A 20,562-nucleotide genomic window follows, 5' to 3' on the forward strand; every position below is an offset into this window, starting at 1 on the left:
CTCTCCCACAGGGAGAGGGGGAAAAGACGGCGCCGTGCGGTTCCCTCTCCCCTGCGGGGAGAGGGTTAGGGTGAGGGGGTGAATTATTGATTACCTGCCCATACCACCATCACCTTATCGCCATTATGCTCGCGCACGAAGCCATATCCCTCTTTCAGCGACAGCGTGGTTTGTTTGCCTTCACCGATCGCCGGATGGCGGGCGCGGAACTGGCCCAGCGTTTGCCAGTGGGCGACGGTTAGGGCCTGCTTGCCCGTGACGTCCTGCCAGTTCATATCCGAACGGGTGCCCTGTAATGGGTCAGAACCCGTCGGACCGAACGGACGCTCGGATTCATCACCGTAATAGATTTGTACGCTGCCCGGAGCCAGCAGAAGCAGCTCCGCCGCGCGCTGGCCCCCTTCGCGGAACAGACGCGTATCGTGTGATGAGAGATAGCTCAGCACGTTGAAGCTTTGCAGCTTTTCCGCCATCTGCTGCCAGGTGAGATCCATATCGGCCAGACAATCCACCGCTTTTGCCGCCTGCTCCTGATAGTCAAAGTTGATCATCGCATCAAAACCGTGGCGGTAATAATCGCTTTGCATCACTCCGTGGCCCCAGGACTCCCCGGTCATCCAGAACGGTGCGTTGTCGAGCTTTTTGTCCGGGTTCGCCCCTTTCCAGGCGGCCAGCGCCTGACTTGCCTGGTCTTTCAGCTGTTGCCAGGCCGCAAGCTCAACGTGTTTCGCCGTATCCACCCGGAAACCGTCGATGCCGTAGTCACGTACCCACTGGCTGAGCCAGTGGGTCAGATAATCGCGCGGGGTATATACGGGGATGGCCTTCGCGTGGGTGTCGGGCTTGTGTTGGTAAAAGTTAGGCAATCCGGAAGGCGTCGTGGATTCCGTTTTCAGATCCGGCAGAAATGCCAGCGACATGGTCAAATCGTCGAAGCCGGGGTTGTCGTAATCGCCGATGTCCGTGCGGATCCATTTTTTGCCCCACCATTTCTCCCATGCGGCTTTGTCGCTAAAGTTGATGTAGTCGTTAAAGCTGTGCCAGCTTTGGCCCGCGCCCGGCTTCCAGTCCGTCCAGCGTTCTCCCAGCGTCTTTTTCAGCTCATCACCCTGAAGGTACAGGGCGCCAAACTGAAATTCCTGCATGTCTGCCAGCGTGGCATAACCAACGTGGTTCATGACGATATCGAACAGAACGCGGATCCCGCGCTTGTGCGCTTCGTCGACAAGATGGCGTAAATCATCTTCGGTGCCCATGTTGGCGTCGAGCTTCGTCCAGTCCTGGGTGTAGTAGCCGTGATAGGCGTAATGCGGGAAATCCCCCTTTGTGCCACCGCCTACCCAGCCGTGGATCTGCTCAAGCGGAGAGCTTATCCAGAGTGCGTTCACTCCCAGCTGCTGTAAATAATCGAGCTTGCCGGCAAGTCCTTTGAGATCCCCGCCGTGGAAGGTGCCAATCTCCTGCATACCGTCTTTATGACGACCGTAGCTGTTGTCGTTGCCCGGGTCACCATTCACATAACGGTCGGTCAGCACAAAATAGACGGTGGCGTTTTGCCAGCTAAACGGCGCAGGCTTGTCGGTTTCGGCGCGCTCAAGCAGCAGCAGGCCGTTACTGCTGGCGGCTGGCTGCAGGGTTATTTTTCCATTCTGCACCGTCGCCGTCTGTTTACTGTAGTAGTCGCGCACCACGGAGCCTTCCGGGAAGGTACTGCTGACGTCCAGCGACAGCGGTTTACCGTCCCACTTCGGACACTGGCGGATGACGTTTGCAACCGGCTGTTCTGCGGCACTCTGAATCGTCAGCAGCAGGGTGGGCGTGCCGGAGCGGGTATCAATCCGCATCTGGTAGTCACCGTCGCGAAAAAGGCGCCACTGCGGCGGCGTGCCGTCACAGGGCTTGAGCGACAGCATCTCATTGAGTTTTATCGCGTCCGCAGGCTGCCAGCACGTCTTGTCAAAACTCAGCGTCAGAGGACGCGTACCCTTCGCAAGCTTTGCCTGGCTGGTGAAGACCCCGGTGCCTTCGGCGCTAAATGCGCTAAACCCCGGCGATGACCAGTCGGCATGCGCCAGTGCGGGTAACATCAGAAAGGCTAATGCGGTACGTTTCATTCCTTTTTCCTGTCGCGGCATTTTTGACCAGTGTGCCATCAGGCGAGGGGCAAAAACTCATCCCCTGCCGCTTTCTGCCGGGAGGAAGCGTGAGGATGAGTGATCTCGCGCAAAATTAGGCAGTTATCTGCGATAGCGCACACAGTTTTTGTGGAATGATGTTTTTATGAGCAAGTTTCAGGTGACATAGTTTCGGAATTGGACTATTTCTATACGTGCTCTTGAAGTCTATTTTTGATATGATTTGAGATTCCGCTCTCAAATTTGTGAAAAAAATAAGGTGTTGGGATGATTACATCCGACCAGGAGACCTAATGATATCGACTCCCATTCGACGATATGGGGCTGCGATACTCATGTTACTCACCACGGCATTTTCGGGTGAGGTGCTTGCGAAGACGCACACGGATACAACGAGTAAGAAAGCCCACGTAATAAAGACGACAAGTAGTAAGGTTAGCAGTAAACAAGAGTATTCTCGCAATAGTGCAAAGAGTAGTTCACTTCCTGATTTGCGAAAATACCCTTCCGGAACACCAAGGAAAAAAGCGTTTCTCCGGACGGTAATGCCTTACATCACGAGTCAAAATGCCGCGATTACTGCGGATCGTAACTGGCTGATTTCCAAACAGTACGATAGCCGCTGGTCGCCGTCAGAGCGCGCGCGTCTGAAAGATATCACGAAGCGCTACAAGCTGAGCTGGAACGGTAACACCCGTCGTGTGCCGTGGAATGCTCTCCTTGAGCGTGTGGATATCATCCCGGGCAGCATGGTTGCGACCATGGCTGCTGCCGAAAGCGGCTGGGGTACTTCTAAGCTCGCGCGTAGCAACAACAACCTTTTCGGCATGAAATGTGTGAAAGGTCGTTGTAATAATGCCCCTGGCAAGGTGAAAGGCTATTCGCAGTTTGAATCTGTGAAAGATTCCGTCAGCGCCTATGTGGTGAATCTGAACACGCACCCGGCCTACTCATCGTTCCGTAAATCACGCGCTCAGCTGCGTAAAGCGGACCAGGAAGTGACGGCCAGTACGATGATCCACAAGCTGAAAGGTTATTCGACAAAGGGACAGAGCTATAACAACTATCTGTTCGCCATGTACCAGGATAACCAGCGCTTAATCGCCGCCCATATGTAATCTCAAAAAAACGCCTTCCACTGGAAGGCGTTTTCTTTTCTATATCAGCACCTCGCTGTGGCGATCCCGATACTCCTTCGGCGTGGTGTCATACTCTTTGCGAAACACGGAATAGAAATATTGCAGAGACGGGTATCCGCACATCTGCGAGATTTCGTTGATCGACAGTGACGTAGAAATGAGCAGGCTGCGTGCTTTCTCCAGCTTTTCAGCATGGATGACGGCATGAATGGTTTCGCCCACCTCTTCTTTAAAACGCTTCTCCAGATTCGAACGCGAAATGCCCACCGAATCCAGTACCTGATCGACCTTTATCCCTTTGCAGGCGTGGTTGCGAATGTAGTGCATGGCCTGAATAACGGCCGGGTCGCTTAAGGAGCGATAATCGGTTGAGCGACGCTCCACGACGCGGACAGGAGGCACGAGCAAACGCTGAAGCGGTAGAGACTCTTTATCGAGCAGACGATGCAGCAGCTTCGCCGCCTGATAGCCCATCTGACGCGTGCCCTGAGCAACGGAGGAGAGCGCCACGCGAGACAGATAGCGGGTCAGTTCTTCGTTATCAATGCCAATCACGCACAGCTTTTCGGGCACCGGAATGTGTAAATGTTCGCAGACCTGCAGCACGTGCCGCGCGCGGGCGTCCGTCACGGCGATAATACCGGTTTGCGGCGGCAGCGTTTGCAGCCAGTCCGCCAGGCGGTTTTGCGCGTGCTGCCAGTTTTCCGGCGCGGTCTCCAGCCCCTGATAGACCACGCCACGGTATTTCTCCTGCGCGACCAGCTGGCAAAACGCGTGTTCTCGCTCAACGGCCCAGCGCTTGCCGCTGGTGGCCGGTAACCCATAAAACGCGAAGCGATGGACGCCTTTCTCTTTTAAATGGAGAAAGGCGGCCTCGACCAGGGCATGGTTATCGGTGGCAATATAATGGACCGGCGGATAGTGTTCGGGCGCATGGTAGGAGCCGCCGACGCCCACAATCGGGACGTCGACGTCGGTCAGCAGCTGCTCAATGATGGGATCGTCATAGTCGGCGATGACGCCATCGCCCAGCCAGTCTTTGATGTTCTCCAGACGGGTACGAAAATCTTCTTCAATAAAAATATCCCATTCGGATTGCGACGCCTGCAAATATTCACCAACACCTTCCACCACCTGACGGTCGTAGGCTTTATTGGCATTGAATAACAACGTAATGCGGTGACGCTTTTCAAACATGGCTCACTTCCCAATTAAGTCACAATACGGTTATCAGGCCCGTCGCTTGGTGGCCGAGTCCATCCAGACTGCCAGTAAAAGAATGGCCCCCTTGACGATATACTGCCAAAACGTCGGGACGTCCATCATACTCATCCCGTTATCCAACGACGCCATGATAAATGCCCCCATGACCGCGCCCGCCACGCTCCCGATACCCCCTGCGAGGCTGGTGCCGCCAATGACGCAGGCGGCGATAGCATCCAGCTCGGCGATGTTACCGGCGGAGGGAGAACCGGCGCCCAGACGCGAGCTGAGGATCAACCCGGCGATAGCGACCATCAGGCCGTTAATGGCGAAGACCGCCAGCTTGGTACGTTCGACATTGATACCCGAGAGACGGGCAGCTTCAAGGTTGCCGCCAATGGCATAAATACGGCGGCCAAACGCGGTGCGCGTCGCCATAAACATACCGGCCAGCAGTAAAAGCGCCAGCAGCAGGACGGGGGTCGGAACGCCGCGATAGTCGTTTAAAAGCCAGATGGCGCCCAGCACAATGACCGCCGTGAGCGCCTGACGCCCCACTACCGACGTTGACGCCGGAGAAGCCAGCCCCAGCGCCTGACGGCGCATGCGTCCACGCCACTGCCACGCGACAAATCCCAGTAACCCCACCACACCGAGGGTAAAGCCCACGGTATCCGAGAGGTAACTCTGGCCAATCTGCGACATGGCTGCACTGGTCGGGGAGACGGTGGTGCCGTTAGTGATGCCGATTAAGATCCCGCGAAAGGCCAGCATCCCCGCCAGGGTGACAATGAACGATGGCACCTTACGGTAGGCAACCCACCAGCCGTTCCAGGCTCCCAGTACCAGACCCAGCACCAGCGTGACCGCCACGGTCAGCGGCAGCGGCCAGCCGAGCCAGACGTCAAAAATCGCCGCCACGCCGCCGAGGAGACCCATCATCGACCCGACCGACAGGTCGATCTCCGCGGAGATAATCACGAACACCATGCCCACCGCCAGAATGCCGGTGATGGCGGTCTGGCGGAGCAGGTTAGAGACGTTACGTGCGCTTAAGTACGAGCCATCGGTCATCCAGGTAAAGAAGAGCATGATGACGATAATGGCCGCGATCATCACGAAAACCTGCAGGTTAAGCGCTTTTAAGCCCGCGAACGCACCGGGCGTCGGAACAGCGACTTTGATATCAGACGGATTGCTTTTCGACATGACGTTCGCTCCTTAAAGCGGCTTCCATCACCTGCTCCTGCGTCAGGTTCTGGTTAATCAGGTTGGCTTTCAGTTTTCCCTCATGCATGACCAGCACGCGGTCGCTCAGTCCGAGCACTTCGGGTAATTCAGACGAAATGACAATGACGGCAATCCCTTGCTGTACAAGCTGATTAATCAGTTTGTAGATTTCATATTTGGCACCGATATCAATCCCGCGCGTTGGCTCATCAAGAATTAATATGCGTGGATTGAGAAGCAGGCAGCGCGCCAGAATCGCCTTCTGCTGGTTTCCCCCGCTCAGACGGCCAATAGCCAGTTCCGGCGAGGAGGTTTTGACCTTCAGCCGGGCAAGCGACTGGAGGATGCACTGCTGCTCGGCGGCGTCGTCCAGGCTGCTCAGCGCGCCGGAGAACCGATCGAGTGCCGCAAGCGTAATGTTTTTACCCACCGCCATCACCGGTACGATGCCGTCTTTCTTACGATCTTCCGGCACCATGGCAATGCCGTGGGCAATCGCCTGCTGGCAGTTGTCGATTTTCACCGGCTGGCCGTCGATATAAACCGTGCCCTCCCAGCGCCCCGGCCACACGCCAAACAGGCACTGTACGGCTTCGGTGCGCCCGGCACCGACGAGGCCGGCAATCCCAAGAATTTCACCGCTGTGAAGAGAAAACGAGACGTTATTGACGCGCTTGATGTGGCGGTTAACGGGGTGCCACGCGGTCAAGTTTTCCACGCGCAGCACTTCATCGCCCTTAGCGTGAGGCTCATTCGGGTAGAGCGCCGTCAGCTCGCGGCCCACCATCATGGTGATGATGTCATCTTCGCTCATCCCGGTGGCTTCACGTGTGCCGATGTGCTGCCCGTCGCGGATCACGCAGATGGTGTCCGAAATGGCTTTGACCTCGTTCAGCTTGTGCGAAATGTAGATACAGGCGATGCCGTGGTTTTGCAGATCGCGGATGATGTTGAGCAGAACCGCGGTTTCCTGTTCGGTGAGCGAGGCCGTTGGCTCATCAAGGATCAGCAGCCTGACCTGTTTATTTAGCGCCTTCGCTATTTCGACCAGCTGCTGTTGACCCAGGCCCAGATCCCCCACGCGGGTATCCGGTGAAATGTTGAGGCTCACCTGCGCCAGCAGCTTTTCGCAGCGGAGCGTCATGGTGTCGTAATCCAGCACGCCGCGGTGGGAAATTTCGGCCCCGAGGAAGATGTTCTCTAGCACGGTGAGATGCTTCACCAGCGCCAGCTCCTGGTGGATGATGGCGATGCCTTTGCGTTCGGTATCGCGGATGTGTGTCGCCTGAATCACTTCACCGGCAAAGACGATTTCGCCTTCGTAGCTGCCGTGTGGGTAGATCCCGCACAGCACTTTCATCAGCGTCGACTTGCCCGAGCCGTTCTCGCCGCACAGTGAAACCACTTCGCCGGGGTTCAACCGGAGGCTAACGTTATCGACGGCTTTCACCGTGCCGAAGCGCTTGGTGATGCTTTTCATTTCAAGTAAATAGGGCATAACCGCTCCACATAGCCCGAGGGAAGAACAGTACAACGTGATGCGCCCCCGCAGAGCAGGGGCCGCGCCGGATTACAGTTCGCTCTTCTTGTGGAAACCGTCTTTAACCACGGTGGCGTCAATGTTCTCTTTATTGACTTCAATCGGCGTGAGCAGGCGAGCCGGAACGTCTTTCAGGCCGTTATTCAGCGTTGCGTCTGCTTTAGGTTGTTTGCCATTACCCAGCTCCACGGCGATTTCCGCCGCCGTATTGGCCAGCTGGGTAATCGGTTTGTAGACCGTCATGGTTTGGGTGCCTGCGATAATGCGTTTTACGCCAGCGAGATCGGCATCCTGTCCTGAAATGGCGACTTTTCCGGCCAGCCCCTGTGCGCTCAGGGCCTGGATAGCACCGCCTGCAGTGGCATCGTTGGAGGCCACAACCGCATCAATTTTGTTGTTGTTGGCCGTCAGCGCGTTTTCCATAATTTTCAGCGCGTTTTCTGGCAGCCAGCCGTCGGCCCACTGATCGCCAACCACTTTAATTTTCCCGTTGTCGATGTACGGTTTAAGGACTTTCATTTGCCCTTCGCGGAACAGTTTGGCGTTGTTATCTACCGGAGAGCCGCCCATCAGGAAATAATTGCCCTGAGGCACTTTGTCGATCAGGCTTTGCGCCTGTAATTCCCCGACTTTTTCATTGTCGAACGAAATATAATAATCAATATCCGCATTATTAATCATGCGGTCATAGGCCAGGACTTTTATGCCTTCCTGTTTGGCTTCTTTCACCACGTTACTTAATACCTGGCCGTTATAGGGGATAATGACCAGAACATCGACGCCACGGTTGATCATATTCTCGATCTGCGACATTTGTGTTTCTTCGTTGCCGTTAGCCGACTGAACAAACACGCTTGCGCCGAGAGATTCTGCTTTCTTCACAAAAATATCGCGATCTTTTTGCCAGCGCTCCAGGCGCAGGTCGTCAATCGCCATGCCAATTTTGACCTCTTTGGCATGTCCTGCAAAGCTTGCAAGGATAAGCGTAGTGCAGAGCGTTAGAGTCAGGTTCTTTATCTTCATAATTATTAGGCCTTTTTGTAGGGGTATGTGTTGCTGAGATAAAAGAAACATTCACTACTGAGACGCAGCAAATTTTTAACGCGGAAAGGCGGGCTGGCAATTACAGATTTTTATCTTCTCATTATGATATTTGGTTTATTTCTAAATTTATGACCGCGATCGGATTTTAAAATACGTAACGTCTTAATTACATTTGATTCTGGAATACGCGCCGAAAAATAGTTTGTCTGCGCATTATTTTGCGAGCCAGCGCACAGTTGTGCATTCTCTCAATAGCAGTGTGAAATAACGTAATTGAGCAACCCAAAATGTCTATTCACTATTACTCCTGTATCAACGACTCGCCGCATACCCTGATTATGGAGCTCAATATGCAAGCTTATTTCGACCAACTCGATCGTGTTCGTTACGAAGGCCCAAAAACGACCAATCCTTTAGCATTTCGTCACTACAACCCGGATGAGCTGGTGCTGGGTAAGCGCATGGAAGATCATCTGCGCTTTGCCGCCTGTTACTGGCATACCTTCTGCTGGAACGGCGCCGATATGTTCGGCGTGGGTTCCTTTGACCGCCCGTGGCAGCAGCCGGGTGAGGCCATTGAGCTGGCAAAGCGCAAAGCCGATGTCGCATTTGAGTTCTTCCACAAGCTGAACGTACCGTACTACTGCTTCCATGACGTGGACGTGTCGCCGGAAGGCGCGTCGCTGAAAGAGTATCTGAACAATTTTGCGCAGATGGTGGATGTACTGGCGGCGAAACAGCAGCAAAGCGGCGTGAAGCTGCTCTGGGGCACGGCAAACTGCTTCACCAACCCACGCTACGGCGCGGGCGCGGCAACCAATCCGGATCCGGAAGTGTTTAGCTGGGCAGCCACGCAGGTGGTGACGGCAATGAACGCTACGCATCAGCTGGGTGGCGAGAACTATGTCCTGTGGGGTGGCCGTGAAGGTTATGAAACGCTGCTGAACACCGACCTGCGTCAGGAGCGCGAGCAGATTGGCCGCTTTATGCAGATGGTTGTCGACCATAAGCACAAAATCGGCTTCCGCGGCACGCTGCTGATTGAGCCGAAACCGCAGGAACCGACCAAGCATCAGTATGACTACGACGTGGCGACGGTTTATGGCTTCCTGAAGCAGTTCGGTCTGGAAAAAGAGATCAAAGTGAACATTGAAGCCAACCACGCCACGCTGGCGGGCCACTCTTTCCATCACGAGATCGCGTCTGCCATTGCGCTGGGCATTTTCGGCTCTGTCGATGCGAACCGTGGCGATGCACAGCTGGGCTGGGACACCGATCAGTTCCCGAACAGCGTGGAAGAGAATGCGCTGGTGATGTACGAAATCGTCAAAGCGGGCGGTTTCACCACCGGCGGCCTGAACTTTGACGCCAAGGTGCGTCGTCAGAGCACCGACAAATACGATCTGTTCTACGGCCACATTGGCGCGATGGACACCATGGCGCTGGCGCTGAAAGTGGCGGCTCGTATGATTGAAGACGGCGAGCTGGATAAACGCGTAGCGAAGCGTTACAGCGGCTGGAACAGTGAGCTGGGTCAGCAAATCTTGAAAGGTCAGTTATCGCTGGCGGAAATTGCGAAGTACGCTGAACAACAGCAGCTGGCGCCGCAGCACCAGAGCGGGCACCAGGAACTGCTGGAAAATCTCGTAAACCACTATCTGTTTGATAAGTGATTGAGCTGAAGATGCACGTAGGCCCGGTAAGCGTTAGCGCCACCGGGCATTTCTGTTAAAGGAGTCACCGTAATGTATATCGGGATCGATCTTGGCACATCGGGTGTGAAAGCCATCCTGTTGAGCGAGCAGGGCGACGTGTTAGCCACGCAGACGGAAACGCTGCAGGTTTCACGTCCGCATCCGCTGTGGTCAGAACAGGATCCGGAGCAGTGGTGGCAGGCGACGGATCGCGCAATTAAAGCCTTAGGTGAGCAGCACAGCCTTCGTGACGTGAAAGCGCTGGGAATTGCCGGACAAATGCACGGCGCTACGCTGCTCGACAGCCAGCATCGCGTGCTGCGTCCAGCGATCCTCTGGAACGATGGCCGCTGTGCGGAAGAGTGCGCGCTTCTTGAGGAATGCGTGCCCAATTCCCGGGAGATTACCGGCAACCTGATGATGCCCGGCTTTACTGCGCCCAAATTGCTGTGGGTGCAGCGCCACGAACCGCAGATTTTCCGTCAGGTGGCGAAAGTCCTGCTGCCGAAAGACTATCTGCGTTTTCGCATAACGGGCGATTTCGCCAGCGACATGTCCGATGCCGCCGGCACCATGTGGCTCGACGTGGCGAAGCGCGACTGGAGCGAGGCGATGCTGGATGCATGCTATCTGACCCGGGAACATATGCCAGCGCTGTACGAAGGCTGTGAGGTGACAGGCGCGCTGCTGCCAGCCGTTGCTGAACGCTGGAATATGCCTGCCGTACCGGTGGTGGCCGGGGGCGGCGATAACGCGGCGGGCGCTGTCGGTGTCGGCATGGTTGAGGCGGGGCAGGCGATGCTGTCGCTGGGAACGTCCGGCGTCTATTTTGCCGTCAGCGACGGGTATCGCAGTAATCCTGAAAGCGCTGTGCACAGTTTCTGTCATGCCCTTCCCGGGAAATGGCATTTGATGTCGGTGATGCTCAGCGCGGCATCCTGCCTGGCCTGGGCGGCAAAACTCACCGGCATGGCCGACGTTCCGGCGCTCATTTCCGCAGCCCAGCAGGCGGATGACGCTGCGGGTACCGTCTGGTTTTTACCGTATCTTTCCGGCGAGCGTACCCCGCACAACAACCCGGAAGCGAAAGGGGTGTTCTTTGGCTTAACCCATCAACATGGCCCGGCAGAGCTGGCGCGTGCGGTTCTGGAAGGCGTGGGCTATGCGCTGGCCGACGGGATGGACGTGGTGCACGACTGCGGCCTGAAACCGACGAGCGTCACCCTGATTGGCGGCGGTGCGCGAAGCCCTTACTGGCGACAGATGCTGTCTGATATCAGCGGGTTGCAGCTGGATTTCCGCACCGGAGGGGATGTCGGGCCCGCGCTCGGTGCCGCGCGACTGGCGCAGATAGCCATTCATCCGGAACAACCGCTTTCGCAACTGTTGCCGCAGCTTACGCTTGAACAGGCGCATTTGCCTGACGCGGCGCGCCATGCGCGGTACGCGGAGAGGCGCGACGTGTTCCGCAAAATCTACCAACAGCTGTTGCCGCTGATGTCGTAAAACCGCTTGTCCGGGAGAGGCACGAGGATGTCCTTTTTTGGTCTGTGCGTGCCTTCATTTCCTTGCCAGTATGGTGTTACACCCACTGGCGAGGAGATTTATCATGTCACGCATTGCATTAATCAACATCGATACTCAGCAGTCCTTCCATCACCGCAATTACTGGCAGGAGGACGAAATTCCTGCCTTTCAGCAGGCGATGCTGGGGCTGATCGAAGGCTGCCAGGCGCACAATATTCCGGTCGTTGATATTTTTCACGTGGATGAAGACGGTCCTTTTACCCTCGAAAGCGGCTATGTCAAACCGATGGCCTTTTTACGTCATCAGCCGGATGTGGTTTTCCAGAAACACGTCCATAATGCGTTTACGGATACCGGGCTTGACCGCTGGCTGCGCGAGCGTGATATCAACCAGCTGATTATCTGCGGCATTCGCACTGAACAATGCTGTGAAACCACCGCCCGGGTGGCATCCGATCTAGGTTATGCTGTGACCTTTGTTAGTGAGGCAACGCTGACGTTTCCCATGACGTACAAGGGGATAACCCTTAGCGCAGCGGAAATTCGCCATCGTACCGAGACGGTACTTTCCGGGCGTTTTGCCGAGATTAAAACGGTAGCGGAGACGCTGGAGTCACTGTAATGCGCATCGACGTCTGGTTCGTGATGTTGCCCGGGGTGCTGTCATTAGACATGACCGGCCCGGCAGAAACCTTTGTGCTGGCAGGCGACGCGTTTCGCCTGCATTACATTGGCCCGCAGCCTGACGTTCAGACGTCGATTGGCCTGACGATGAGCGGCATTCAGCCGCTGCCGGAGCGTCTGCCGGAAGGCAGCCTGCTGGTGCTGCCGGGTGTGAGCGACTCCCGCAGTCAGTTCTCAACGCCACAGGCGCAGCAGATCCAGTACTGGCTGATGCGTCTGCAGCCGCAGATCCAGCGCCAGGAAATCACCGTGATGTGCGTCTGCTCAGGGGCCTTACTGGCGGCGAAATCGGGCCTGCTGAACAACCGACAGTGCACGACCCATCATGACGTTATTAGCCGTTTACGCACCGCGGCCCCCACGGCGACGATTAAAGAAAACCGCATCTTTGTGCAGGATGAGAATATCTGGACCAGCGCGGGGATCACGTCAGGCATCGATCTGGCGCTGCACATGATTAACCGCCTGTGCGGCCCCGAAAAGGCGCTGACCGTGGCGCGTGAGATGGTGGTCTGGTTCCGCCGTTCCGGTGACGATCCCCAGCTCTCTCCGTGGCTACGCTATCGCAATCATCTTCACCCGGCGATTCATCGGGCGCAGGATGCGCTCACTGCCGAGCCGCAAAAAACGTGGAGCTTGCCTGACATTGCCGCACTGGCGCACGTCAGCCCGCGTCATCTCACCCGGCTTTTCCAGTCACATTTAGGGATTAGCGTTCGCGATTATCTGGAACAGCTGCGTCTGGCGGTGGCGGAGCAGTGGCTATTGCAGGGGCGCGGCGTGGAGCAGGCTTCACTGGCGGCAGGGTTTTCCTCCCCGCGCCAGTACCATCGCGCCCGGCAGCGAAGCATTAGCTGACGAAGCGGCGAGCGTCTATTTTTTGCAGCAGCATCGACAGCAGCAGGCTGATCGCCAGCGTGGCGGCAAAAATCCAGACCATATCCAGCACCGGCCAGCTTTTTAGCTCAACGCCTCTCGTGCGCAGCGCGTGGATCACCAGCGCGTGAAAACCGTAAATCCCGAGAGAGTGCCGCGAGATAATACTCAGCACGGGAAGGGCGCGCGTGTTCAGGGTATTTTTGGCAAGCGTGAGCAGCGAAACGGCACAGATAAAGACCATCGGCCCGCAATAGAGATACCAGGTATCGGCAAAATTGCCGCGCCACTGCAATTCGTGCAGCGTCCCGCGTGAAATCACTGCCACGCCAGCGATAAACAGCGCCCCGCAGAGCCAGTTCAGCCCGCGTTTTTGCGTGTCCATCATCCCGATGGCGCGCCCCAGCATGCCGTAAAGCACGTAGTAAAAAGTATCGCCGTTGATATAGAGATTGACCGGCAGCCACTCAAATCCGTCGATTTTCTGTGAGAGCGTATTCGGGTTGGCGACAATGCCGATAACCACCATCAGGGCCAGAAGCATTTTACCGCTGACGTTTTTTACCTGGATGAGCGGGGAGACCAGATAGATAACGATAATGGCGAAGAAGAACCACAGGTGATAGAACACCGGTTTTTGCAGCACGTATTTCAGCGATAGCCCGGCGTTAATGGAGGTGAACAGCGTGATATAGAGCAGGGCAACGGCGCTGTAGAACCCCAGGCAGGCCGCGATGCGGATGAAGTGCCGCGGCTGCGCGCTACGTTCGCCAAAAAAGAGAAAGCCGGAAATCATAAAGAATAGCGGCACGCTGACGCGTGACGCAGAGTTGAGAATATTGGCGATATCCCAGTTAACGGGGCTGATGCTGTGGGCATTCGTGACGTACCAGGTCGTCGTGTGGATCATGACCACCATCAGACACGCTATTCCTCGCAGGTTATCAATCCAGTTAATTTTTGACTGCATCAGTTCCTCGTATTCCCTGTAAATTGAGTGTGACTGCCATTGTCCAAAAGTCTTCGCTTGGAAAATTCTGAGTTTTATTCAGCAGGCTTGTAGGGAAGCCGCGAGATTCGCAGAATGCCGGACCTTAATCTATAAAAGCTTTGATACTAAAAATAACAGCCACTGACCAGGGCGGTAATAAAAATGATGATGAAGCGTGTGGCGTCACTCTTTCTGCTGGTGATCCTGGCGGGATGCAGCGCGCCGCAAGAAGCACCTGTGCAAAAAGCGCAGCAGGGTAAAATGAGCCCGGAACGTTCACTGGATATGGAAGCGCTCTGTAAAGATCGGGCCGCTCGCCGCTATAACTCGGACGTGCAGAAAATTGATGTCACCGGGTTTGAGCGTTTTCAGGGAAGCTATGAGCTGCGGGGGCATACGTCCCGCAAAGAGGGCTTTGTCTGCTCGTTTGATGCGGACGGTCAGTTTTTACACCTCTCCATGCGCTAGCCTGCTCGTATAATCAGCAGCCAGACGCCGTCAGCGTTCTGGCCGGAAGGCTTATTTCCCCAATTTTCCCTAAACAACCCCGTTTCGTACTGTATATCTTGCAGCCAGCGGGTATACTGGTCCCTTCCATTTAAAACCACACGTATCCAGCACGAAATACTATGCAAAAGTTTGATACCAAGACCTTCCAGGGCCTGATCCTGACCTTACAGGATTACTGGGCTCGTCAGGGCTGTACCATTGTTCAACCTTTGGACATGGAAGTCGGCGCCGGCACTTCACACCCGATGACCAGCCTGCGCGCGTTGGGGCCTGAGCCAATGGCGACCGCGTATGTGCAGCCTTCTCGTCGTCCGACCGATGGTCGTTACGGTGAAAACCCGAACCGTCTGCAGCATTACTATCAGTTCCAGGTGGTGATTAAGCCATCACCCGACAACATTCAGGAACTGTATCTCGGGTCGCTGAAAGAGCTGGGTATGGATCCAACCATTCACGACATCCGTTTCGTGGAAGATAACTGGGAAAACCCAACGCTGGGTGCCTGGGGTCTGGGTTGGGAAGTGTGGCTGAACGGCATGGAAGTGACCCAGTTCACCTATTTCCAGCAGGTTGGCGGTCTGGAATGTAAGCCGATCACCGGTGAAATCACCTACGGTCTGGAACGTCTGGCCATGTACATTCAGGGCGTAGACAGCGTTTACGACCTGGTCTGGAGCGACGGCCCGCTGGGTAAAACCACCTACGGCGACGTGTTCCATCAGAACGAAGTGGAGCAATCCACCTATAACTTCGAATACGCGGACGTGGACTTCCTGTTCACCTGCTTCGAGCAGTACGAGAAAGAGGCACAGCAGCTGCTGGCGCTGGAGACTCCGCTGCCGCTGCCTGCTTACGAGCGTATTCTGAAGGCCGCCCACAGCTTCAACCTGCTGGACGCCCGCAAAGCCATCTCCGTGACTGAACGTCAGCGCTACATTCTGCGTATTCGCACCCTGACCAAAGCCGTTGCAGAAGCTTACTACGCGTCCCGTGAAGCCCTTGGCTTCCCGATGTGCAACCGAAACAAATAAGAGGCGGCCATGTCTGAGAAAACTTTCCTGGTGGAAATCGGCACCGAAGAGCTGCCACCAAAAGCCCTGCGCAGCCTGGCTGAATCTTTCGCTGCGAACGTGACCGCCGAGCTGGATAACGCTGGCCTGGCACACGGTAAAATTGAGTGGTTTGCCGCACCGCGCCGTCTGGCGCTGAAAGTGGCAAATCTGGCGGCCTCTCAGCCGGATCGCGAAGTCGAAAAACGTGGCCCGGCAATTGCCCAGGCGTTTGACGCGGAAGGCAAGCCGAGCAAAGCGGCTGAAGGCTGGGCGCGCGGTTGCGGCATCACCGTTGATCAGGCCGAGCGTCTGACCACGGATAAAGGCGAGTGGCTGCTGTATCGTGCGCACGTGAAAGGCGAAAGCGCGGAAGCGCTGCTGCCGGACATGATTGCCACGTCTCTGGCGAAGCTGCCGATTCCTAAGCTGATGCGCTGGGGCGCCTCTGACGTGCACTTTGTGCGTCCGGTGCATACCGTGACCCTGCTGCTGGGCGATACCGTTATCCCGGCGACCATTTTGGGCGTGGCGTCCGATCGCGTGATCCGCGGCCACCGCTTTATGGGCGAGCCAGAGTTCACCATCGACCATGCCGACCAGTATCCGCAGATCCTGCTGGAGCGCGGTAAGGTCATTGCCGACTACGAACAGCGTAAAGCCAAAATCAAAGCGGACGCGGAAGACGCGGCGCGCAAGATTGGCGGTAACGCAGACCTGAGCGACAGCCTGCTGGAAGAAGTCACCTCTCTGGTTGAATGGCCAGTTGTGCTGACGGCGAAGTTCGAAGAGAAATTCCTGGCCGTTCCGGCTGAAGCGCTGGTATACACCATGAAGGGTGACCAGAAGTACTTCCCGGTCTATGCCAACGACGGCAAGCTGCTGCCAAACTTCATCTTCGTGGCGAACATCGAATCGAAAGATCCGATCCAGATTATCTCCGGTAACGAGAAAGTGGTGCGTCCACGTCTGGCAGATGCGGAGTTCTTCTTCAATACCGACCGTAAAAAGCGTCTGGAAGATCATCTCCCGCGCCTGCAGACCGTGCTGTTCCAGCAGCAGCTGGGTACGCTGCGCGACAAGACCGACCGCATTGCGGAGCTGTCCGGCTGGATTGCCCGTGAAATCGGTGCAGACGTCAACCACGCGACGCGTGCAGGCCTGCTGTCCAAGTGCGACCTGATGACTAACATGGTGTTCGAATTTACCGACACCCAGGGCGTGATGGGCATGCACTACGCGCGTCACGATGGCGAAGCGGAAGACGTGGCCGTCGCCCTGAACGAGCAGTATCAGCCGCGCTTTGCGGGTGACGAACTGCCGTCCAACCCGGTTGCATGTGCCGTCGCAATTGCCGATAAGATGGACACCCTGGCGGGTATCTTTGGTATCGGTCAGCATCCGAAAGGTGACAAAGACCCGTTTGCGCTGCGTCGTGCCGCGCTGGGCGTGCTGCGTATCATCGTTGAGAAGAACCTGAACCTCGATCTGCAGACCCTGACCGAAGAAGCGGTGCGTCTGTACGGCGACAAGCTGACTAACGCGAAGGTTGTGGATGACGTGATCGACTTTATGCTCGGTCGTTTCCGCGCGTGGTATCAGGACGAAGGCTACACCGTTGACACCATTCAGGCGGTGCTGGCGCGTCGTCCAACCCGTCCGGCTGATTTCGATGCGCGTATGAAGGCGGTTTCCCACTTCCGTACGCTGGAAGCGGCATCTGCCCTGGCCGCGGCCAACAAGCGCGTATCCAACATTCTGGCGAAATCCGACGAGACGCTGAACGAGCGCGTGAACGCCGCGACCCTGAAAGAGCCGGAAGAGATCGCTCTGGCGATGCAGGTTGTGGTGCTGCGCGACAAGCTCGAGCCTTACTTCGCGGAAGGTCGCTACCAGGAAGCGCTGGTGGAGCTGGCCGAGCTGCGTGACGTGATCGATGCCTTCTTCGAGAAAGTGATGGTGAACGTCGAAGATAAAGAACTGCGTATTAACCGTCTCTCCATGCTCGAGAAACTGCGTGAGCTGTTCCTGCGCGTAGCGGATATTTCGCTTCTGCAGTGATGTGCCGTTGTTACACATGCTAAAAACCCGCTTCGGCGGGTTTTTTTATGGGGCTTTTCTGAGCAGGATAAGCGCAGCGTCATCCGGCAGGTTTAGCCGATCGCGATTGTGCCTTCGTCCGTCTGCAGCCAGCGCGGTGCCTTCAGCTTATCGGCAAAGTAGCTGACCAGTTCGCACAGCAAATCTTCCATCACGATTTCAGATTGTCGCGGCAGTGAGCTGTTCATCAGCATCTGCGTTATCTCCTGACAGTAGCGCCCCAGCTGATCGCATTCGGGTTCGAAAGCCGGAACGCATGACGGGAGTTCCTTCACGGTCAGGCTGGCTTTTAAAGCGTCCGGAACAGGATCCAGAAGCGTGGGTTGCAGAAGATTCAGACAGGCATAAAGTCTGCCGTAAAGGGCCATTTTTGGGGCGGGTTCTTCGCAATCGACCAGTGCGTCGGTAAAACGTTCGCAGTTATCCGCCAGTTCGGTGAAGTCGGTGGCATGGTTGAAGGGCAGGGTGATTAAAGAGTTAATCAATGACATAAAATAACCTCAGTGAGTGGTATATCTTCCGCCACGGGAGGTTCCAGGCTCGCTGGTGGCGGAACCGAACAAGGTTGGAACGACTGGCCTCACTGACACCAGCGCGCTTTGCAGCGCCCCTGTCCGGCCCGCCATTGAGATGCAACAGGCCGTACGACACAGAGCCTGTGTCGCCAGTGAAGTGATTCAGGGTTCCAATCCCGGCACCTGATTTTGCAGGTGCGAAGAGAACTTACTGCTCATCAAAACAGGCGGCAACAGTTTTGAGCTATGTCGCTGAGGATATTACCATTTCTGGAAAGAGGCTCGCAAAATTACCGTAATGAGAAGCATACTGCGGGGAGAGGTTTTACAGCGACGCCATGGCGGTGGCGATTGAGCCGCCCTGGCACGTTCACAGGCCATGTCGTTACAGAGTAGCAAGGAACAACCCCCACAGCCGTATGTTCCCCCTCACCCCAGCCCTCTCCCTCAAGGGAGAGGGGGCCGTCTGTGCAGACCATATTTGGTGGGGATCCCTCAGCCCAAAGGGAGAGGGAGTATAAGTCGTCCAAAATTTAACCTTGAAACCGTCAACACATTACCGCTATCCTTATCGCGTTAACTTTCTCACGCTGGAGCGCCCCCCAAAAATGAACAAACACGACTGATGAATTTCGATCCTTGCTAAACGCCACCGCGTCGGCAGGGGATGTTTTGATTTCATTCAGGAGTGCTTATGGCTCATTTTGCGCAGTCCCCTTCTTTTATTTTGCATCAGGTCACCTGTCAGTTTCCGACGGGCGATACCCTTTTTGGTCCGCTGAATCTCACGCTGGAACCCTCCCTGTGCGCGCTGGTTGGCCGTAACGGCAGCGGGAAAACGCGTCTGTTGCGTCTGCTGGCGGGGTTGGACGAACCGGCTACCGGTCATATTGAACGCTTTAGCTCGCATGTCTATGTGGCGCAGCAGCACGTCATTTCTCCGCAGACGACGCTTGCTGAACTGCTCGGGTATGACGCTATTTTTGCGGCACGTAAGCGCATCGACAGCGGCAATTACCAGCCTGACGATCTGGAGCTGCTTGACGGTCACTGGGATGTCGCCGAGCGTCTGAGCGAAGCCTTTATCAATGCAAATCTCCCGCCGTTTGACCCGGATAAACCCGCCGGTGAGCTCAGCGGCGGCGAGCGCATTCGCGCCCTGCTGTGCGGGGCGTTTACGGCTGAAGCCGATTTCATGCTGCTGGACGAGCCCACTAACCATCTGGACCGACAGGGCCGGGCGTGGTTCTACGACCAGCTCAGCCGTTTTCAGGGCGGCGTGCTGGTGGCTTCCCATGACCGTGAGTTGCTGGCCCAGGTGCCGCGTATCCTTGAACTGAGCGCCTCGGACCTGCGCAGCTACGGCGGGAATTATGCGGATTATCAAACCCAGCGCGATGCCGAACAGCAGGCGGCCCGCGCGTCGCTGGAACATGCTGCAACCGAGCGCAAACGCACTCGGGCACGCATGCAAAAAGAGCATGATGACAGCCAGCGGCGTTCGGCAAAGACATTGCGCACCGTTGATACCCTGAATATCGCGTCGTTCGAGCGGGTCAAATATAAAGGCGCGGCAAAGGAGCGGATCGGCTCCTGGAAAAAACAGCACAGCGAGCAAAATGAAGCCCTCAACGCCGCGGTAAAAAAGGCGCGTGAACGCGTTGAAGAAGATAACCCGGTAATGTTCACCCTGCCGGGGAGTCAGATCCCGGACGGGAAGCAGGTACTGGTGCTGGAGGATCTGGTGCTGCCGCATGTGCCTGTTCCTCCGCTCAACTGGCGGATGGACGGACCGATGCGCGTGGCGTTAAAGGGACCGAACGGCTGCGGCAAATCGACGCTGTTAAAAACCCTCCTCGGCGAGATTGCTCCCCGTTCGGGTACCTGTAAGGTTTCAGTCAGCTGCGCCTATCTCGACCAGCATCTGTCCCAACTCAATCTTTCGCAGTCGGTCATGACGCATCTCAACCTGGGTCATACGCCTCTGGAAGAGGGGGTATTGCGAACCCGTCTGGCGCAGCTTCAACTGGGTGCCGACAAAGTCACGCTCCCGCTGGCGGAGCTCAGCGGCGGCGAGCGTCTTAAAGCCGCCCTGGCCTGCGTGCTGTGGCGCGCGGAGGCCACGCAGCTTCTGCTGCTGGATGAACCGACTAACCATCTGGATCTGGCCTCGGTCCAGGCCATTGAAGCGGCGCTGGCCGATTTCCCCGGGGCTCTGCTGGTGGTATCACACGATGAGGCTTTTTTAAGAGGCTTAACATTAACGCATGAATGGGTATGGGAAGAGGCGGGCTGGCGTTGCGAGAGCCTTTAAAACACAAGCCC

The 20,562-nt window shown here is 56.3% G+C and carries 16 protein-coding genes; 9 read left to right on the forward strand and 7 right to left on the reverse strand.

All coding sequences use genetic code 11. The annotated features are described in order from the left end of the window. Nucleotides 1–83: 83 nt before the first annotated feature. Nucleotides 84–2,114 carry an alpha-amylase gene (locus FOY96_RS00725; RefSeq protein ID WP_143346368.1) on the reverse strand — a complete coding sequence of 677 codons (2,031 nt, stop codon included), beginning with the start codon at nucleotides 2,112–2,114 and terminating at the stop codon, nucleotides 84–86. Between the two features lie 314 nt (nucleotides 2,115–2,428). Here FOY96_RS00725 and FOY96_RS00730 point away from each other — a divergent pair, with 314 nt between their 5' ends. Then, nucleotides 2,429–3,253 carry a protein bax gene (locus FOY96_RS00730; protein ID WP_032661838.1) on the forward strand — a complete coding sequence of 275 codons (825 nt, stop codon included), beginning with the start codon at nucleotides 2,429–2,431 and terminating at the stop codon, nucleotides 3,251–3,253. 39 nt (nucleotides 3,254–3,292) lie between these two features. Here FOY96_RS00730 and xylR read toward each other — a convergent pair whose 3' ends face one another. The 4 genes from xylR to xylF form a co-directional block, all read right to left on the reverse strand. Continuing rightward, nucleotides 3,293–4,471 carry a D-xylose utilization transcriptional activator XylR gene (xylR, locus tag FOY96_RS00735; protein WP_047059743.1) on the reverse strand — a complete coding sequence of 393 codons (1,179 nt, stop codon included), beginning with the start codon at nucleotides 4,469–4,471 and terminating at the stop codon, nucleotides 3,293–3,295. A 33-nt stretch (nucleotides 4,472–4,504) separates the two neighbouring features. Then, the gene (gene xylH / locus FOY96_RS00740; RefSeq protein WP_033147011.1) at nucleotides 4,505–5,686 is read right to left on the reverse strand and encodes a xylose ABC transporter permease XylH; all 1,182 of its coding nucleotides are present in this window, start codon (nucleotides 5,684–5,686) and stop codon (nucleotides 4,505–4,507) included. Then, the gene (locus FOY96_RS00745; protein ID WP_143346369.1) at nucleotides 5,664–7,205 is read right to left on the reverse strand and encodes a xylose ABC transporter ATP-binding protein; all 1,542 of its coding nucleotides are present in this window, start codon (nucleotides 7,203–7,205) and stop codon (nucleotides 5,664–5,666) included. The genes xylH and FOY96_RS00745 overlap by 23 nt, the downstream gene beginning before the upstream one ends. 72 nt (nucleotides 7,206–7,277) lie before the next feature. Beyond that, nucleotides 7,278–8,270 carry a D-xylose ABC transporter substrate-binding protein gene (gene xylF / locus FOY96_RS00750; RefSeq protein ID WP_096150907.1) on the reverse strand — a complete coding sequence of 331 codons (993 nt, stop codon included), beginning with the start codon at nucleotides 8,268–8,270 and terminating at the stop codon, nucleotides 7,278–7,280. 371 nt (nucleotides 8,271–8,641) lie between these two features. On the opposite strand from xylF, the gene xylA reads away from it, so the two are divergent. From xylA to FOY96_RS00770, 4 genes are all read left to right on the forward strand, one after another. Continuing rightward, nucleotides 8,642–9,964: a xylose isomerase gene (gene xylA, locus FOY96_RS00755; RefSeq protein ID WP_087823749.1), complete on the forward strand. Its 1,323-nt coding sequence runs from the start codon at nucleotides 8,642–8,644 to the stop codon at nucleotides 9,962–9,964. A gap of 72 nt (nucleotides 9,965–10,036) precedes the next feature. Continuing rightward, nucleotides 10,037–11,491, forward strand: coding sequence for a xylulokinase (gene xylB / locus FOY96_RS00760; RefSeq protein WP_143346370.1), 1,455 nt, complete (start codon nucleotides 10,037–10,039; stop codon nucleotides 11,489–11,491). A 103-nt stretch (nucleotides 11,492–11,594) separates the two neighbouring features. After that, on the forward strand, nucleotides 11,595–12,134 hold the full coding sequence (locus tag FOY96_RS00765) for an isochorismatase family protein (protein ID WP_094935101.1): 540 nt from the start codon (nucleotides 11,595–11,597) through the stop codon (nucleotides 12,132–12,134). Continuing rightward, the gene (locus FOY96_RS00770; RefSeq protein WP_143346371.1) at nucleotides 12,134–13,054 is read left to right on the forward strand and encodes a GlxA family transcriptional regulator; all 921 of its coding nucleotides are present in this window, start codon (nucleotides 12,134–12,136) and stop codon (nucleotides 13,052–13,054) included. Before FOY96_RS00765 ends, FOY96_RS00770 begins: the two co-directional genes overlap by 1 nt. Here the strand turns inward: FOY96_RS00770 and FOY96_RS00775 are convergent. Then, nucleotides 13,047–14,042: an acyltransferase gene (locus FOY96_RS00775; RefSeq protein ID WP_143346372.1), complete on the reverse strand. Its 996-nt coding sequence runs from the start codon at nucleotides 14,040–14,042 to the stop codon at nucleotides 13,047–13,049. The two genes, FOY96_RS00770 and FOY96_RS00775, sit on opposite strands and share 8 nt — an antisense overlap. A 183-nt stretch (nucleotides 14,043–14,225) precedes the next feature. Here FOY96_RS00775 and FOY96_RS00780 point away from each other — a divergent pair, with 183 nt between their 5' ends. The 3 genes from FOY96_RS00780 to glyS all read left to right on the forward strand — a co-directional run bounded on the left by FOY96_RS00780 (nucleotide 14,226) and on the right by glyS (nucleotide 17,683). Further along, entirely contained in the window at nucleotides 14,226–14,531 is a 306-nt protein-coding gene (locus FOY96_RS00780; RefSeq protein ID WP_029740978.1) for a YsaB family lipoprotein, read from the forward strand. Between the two features lie 161 nt (nucleotides 14,532–14,692). After that, nucleotides 14,693–15,604: a glycine--tRNA ligase subunit alpha gene (gene glyQ / locus FOY96_RS00785; protein ID WP_003860141.1), complete on the forward strand. Its 912-nt coding sequence runs from the start codon at nucleotides 14,693–14,695 to the stop codon at nucleotides 15,602–15,604. A gap of 9 nt (nucleotides 15,605–15,613) precedes the next feature. Beyond that, nucleotides 15,614–17,683, forward strand: coding sequence for a glycine--tRNA ligase subunit beta (gene glyS, locus FOY96_RS00790; RefSeq protein WP_143346373.1), 2,070 nt, complete (start codon nucleotides 15,614–15,616; stop codon nucleotides 17,681–17,683). 92 nt (nucleotides 17,684–17,775) lie between these two features. On the opposite strand, the gene FOY96_RS00795 is transcribed toward glyS, so the two are convergent. Beyond that, on the reverse strand, nucleotides 17,776–18,213 hold the full coding sequence (locus FOY96_RS00795) for a hypothetical protein (RefSeq protein WP_143346374.1): 438 nt from the start codon (nucleotides 18,211–18,213) through the stop codon (nucleotides 17,776–17,778). A 718-nt stretch (nucleotides 18,214–18,931) separates the two neighbouring features. Here FOY96_RS00795 and FOY96_RS00805 point away from each other — a divergent pair. Further along, nucleotides 18,932–20,551, forward strand: a complete 1,620-nt coding sequence (locus FOY96_RS00805; protein ID WP_143346375.1) for an ABC-F family ATP-binding cassette domain-containing protein — start codon at nucleotides 18,932–18,934, stop codon at nucleotides 20,549–20,551. The last annotated feature ends 11 nt before the right edge of the window (nucleotides 20,552–20,562 follow it).

This window comes from Enterobacter asburiae (assembly GCF_007035645.1).
Taxonomy (GTDB): domain Bacteria; phylum Pseudomonadota; class Gammaproteobacteria; order Enterobacterales; family Enterobacteriaceae; genus Enterobacter; species Enterobacter asburiae_B.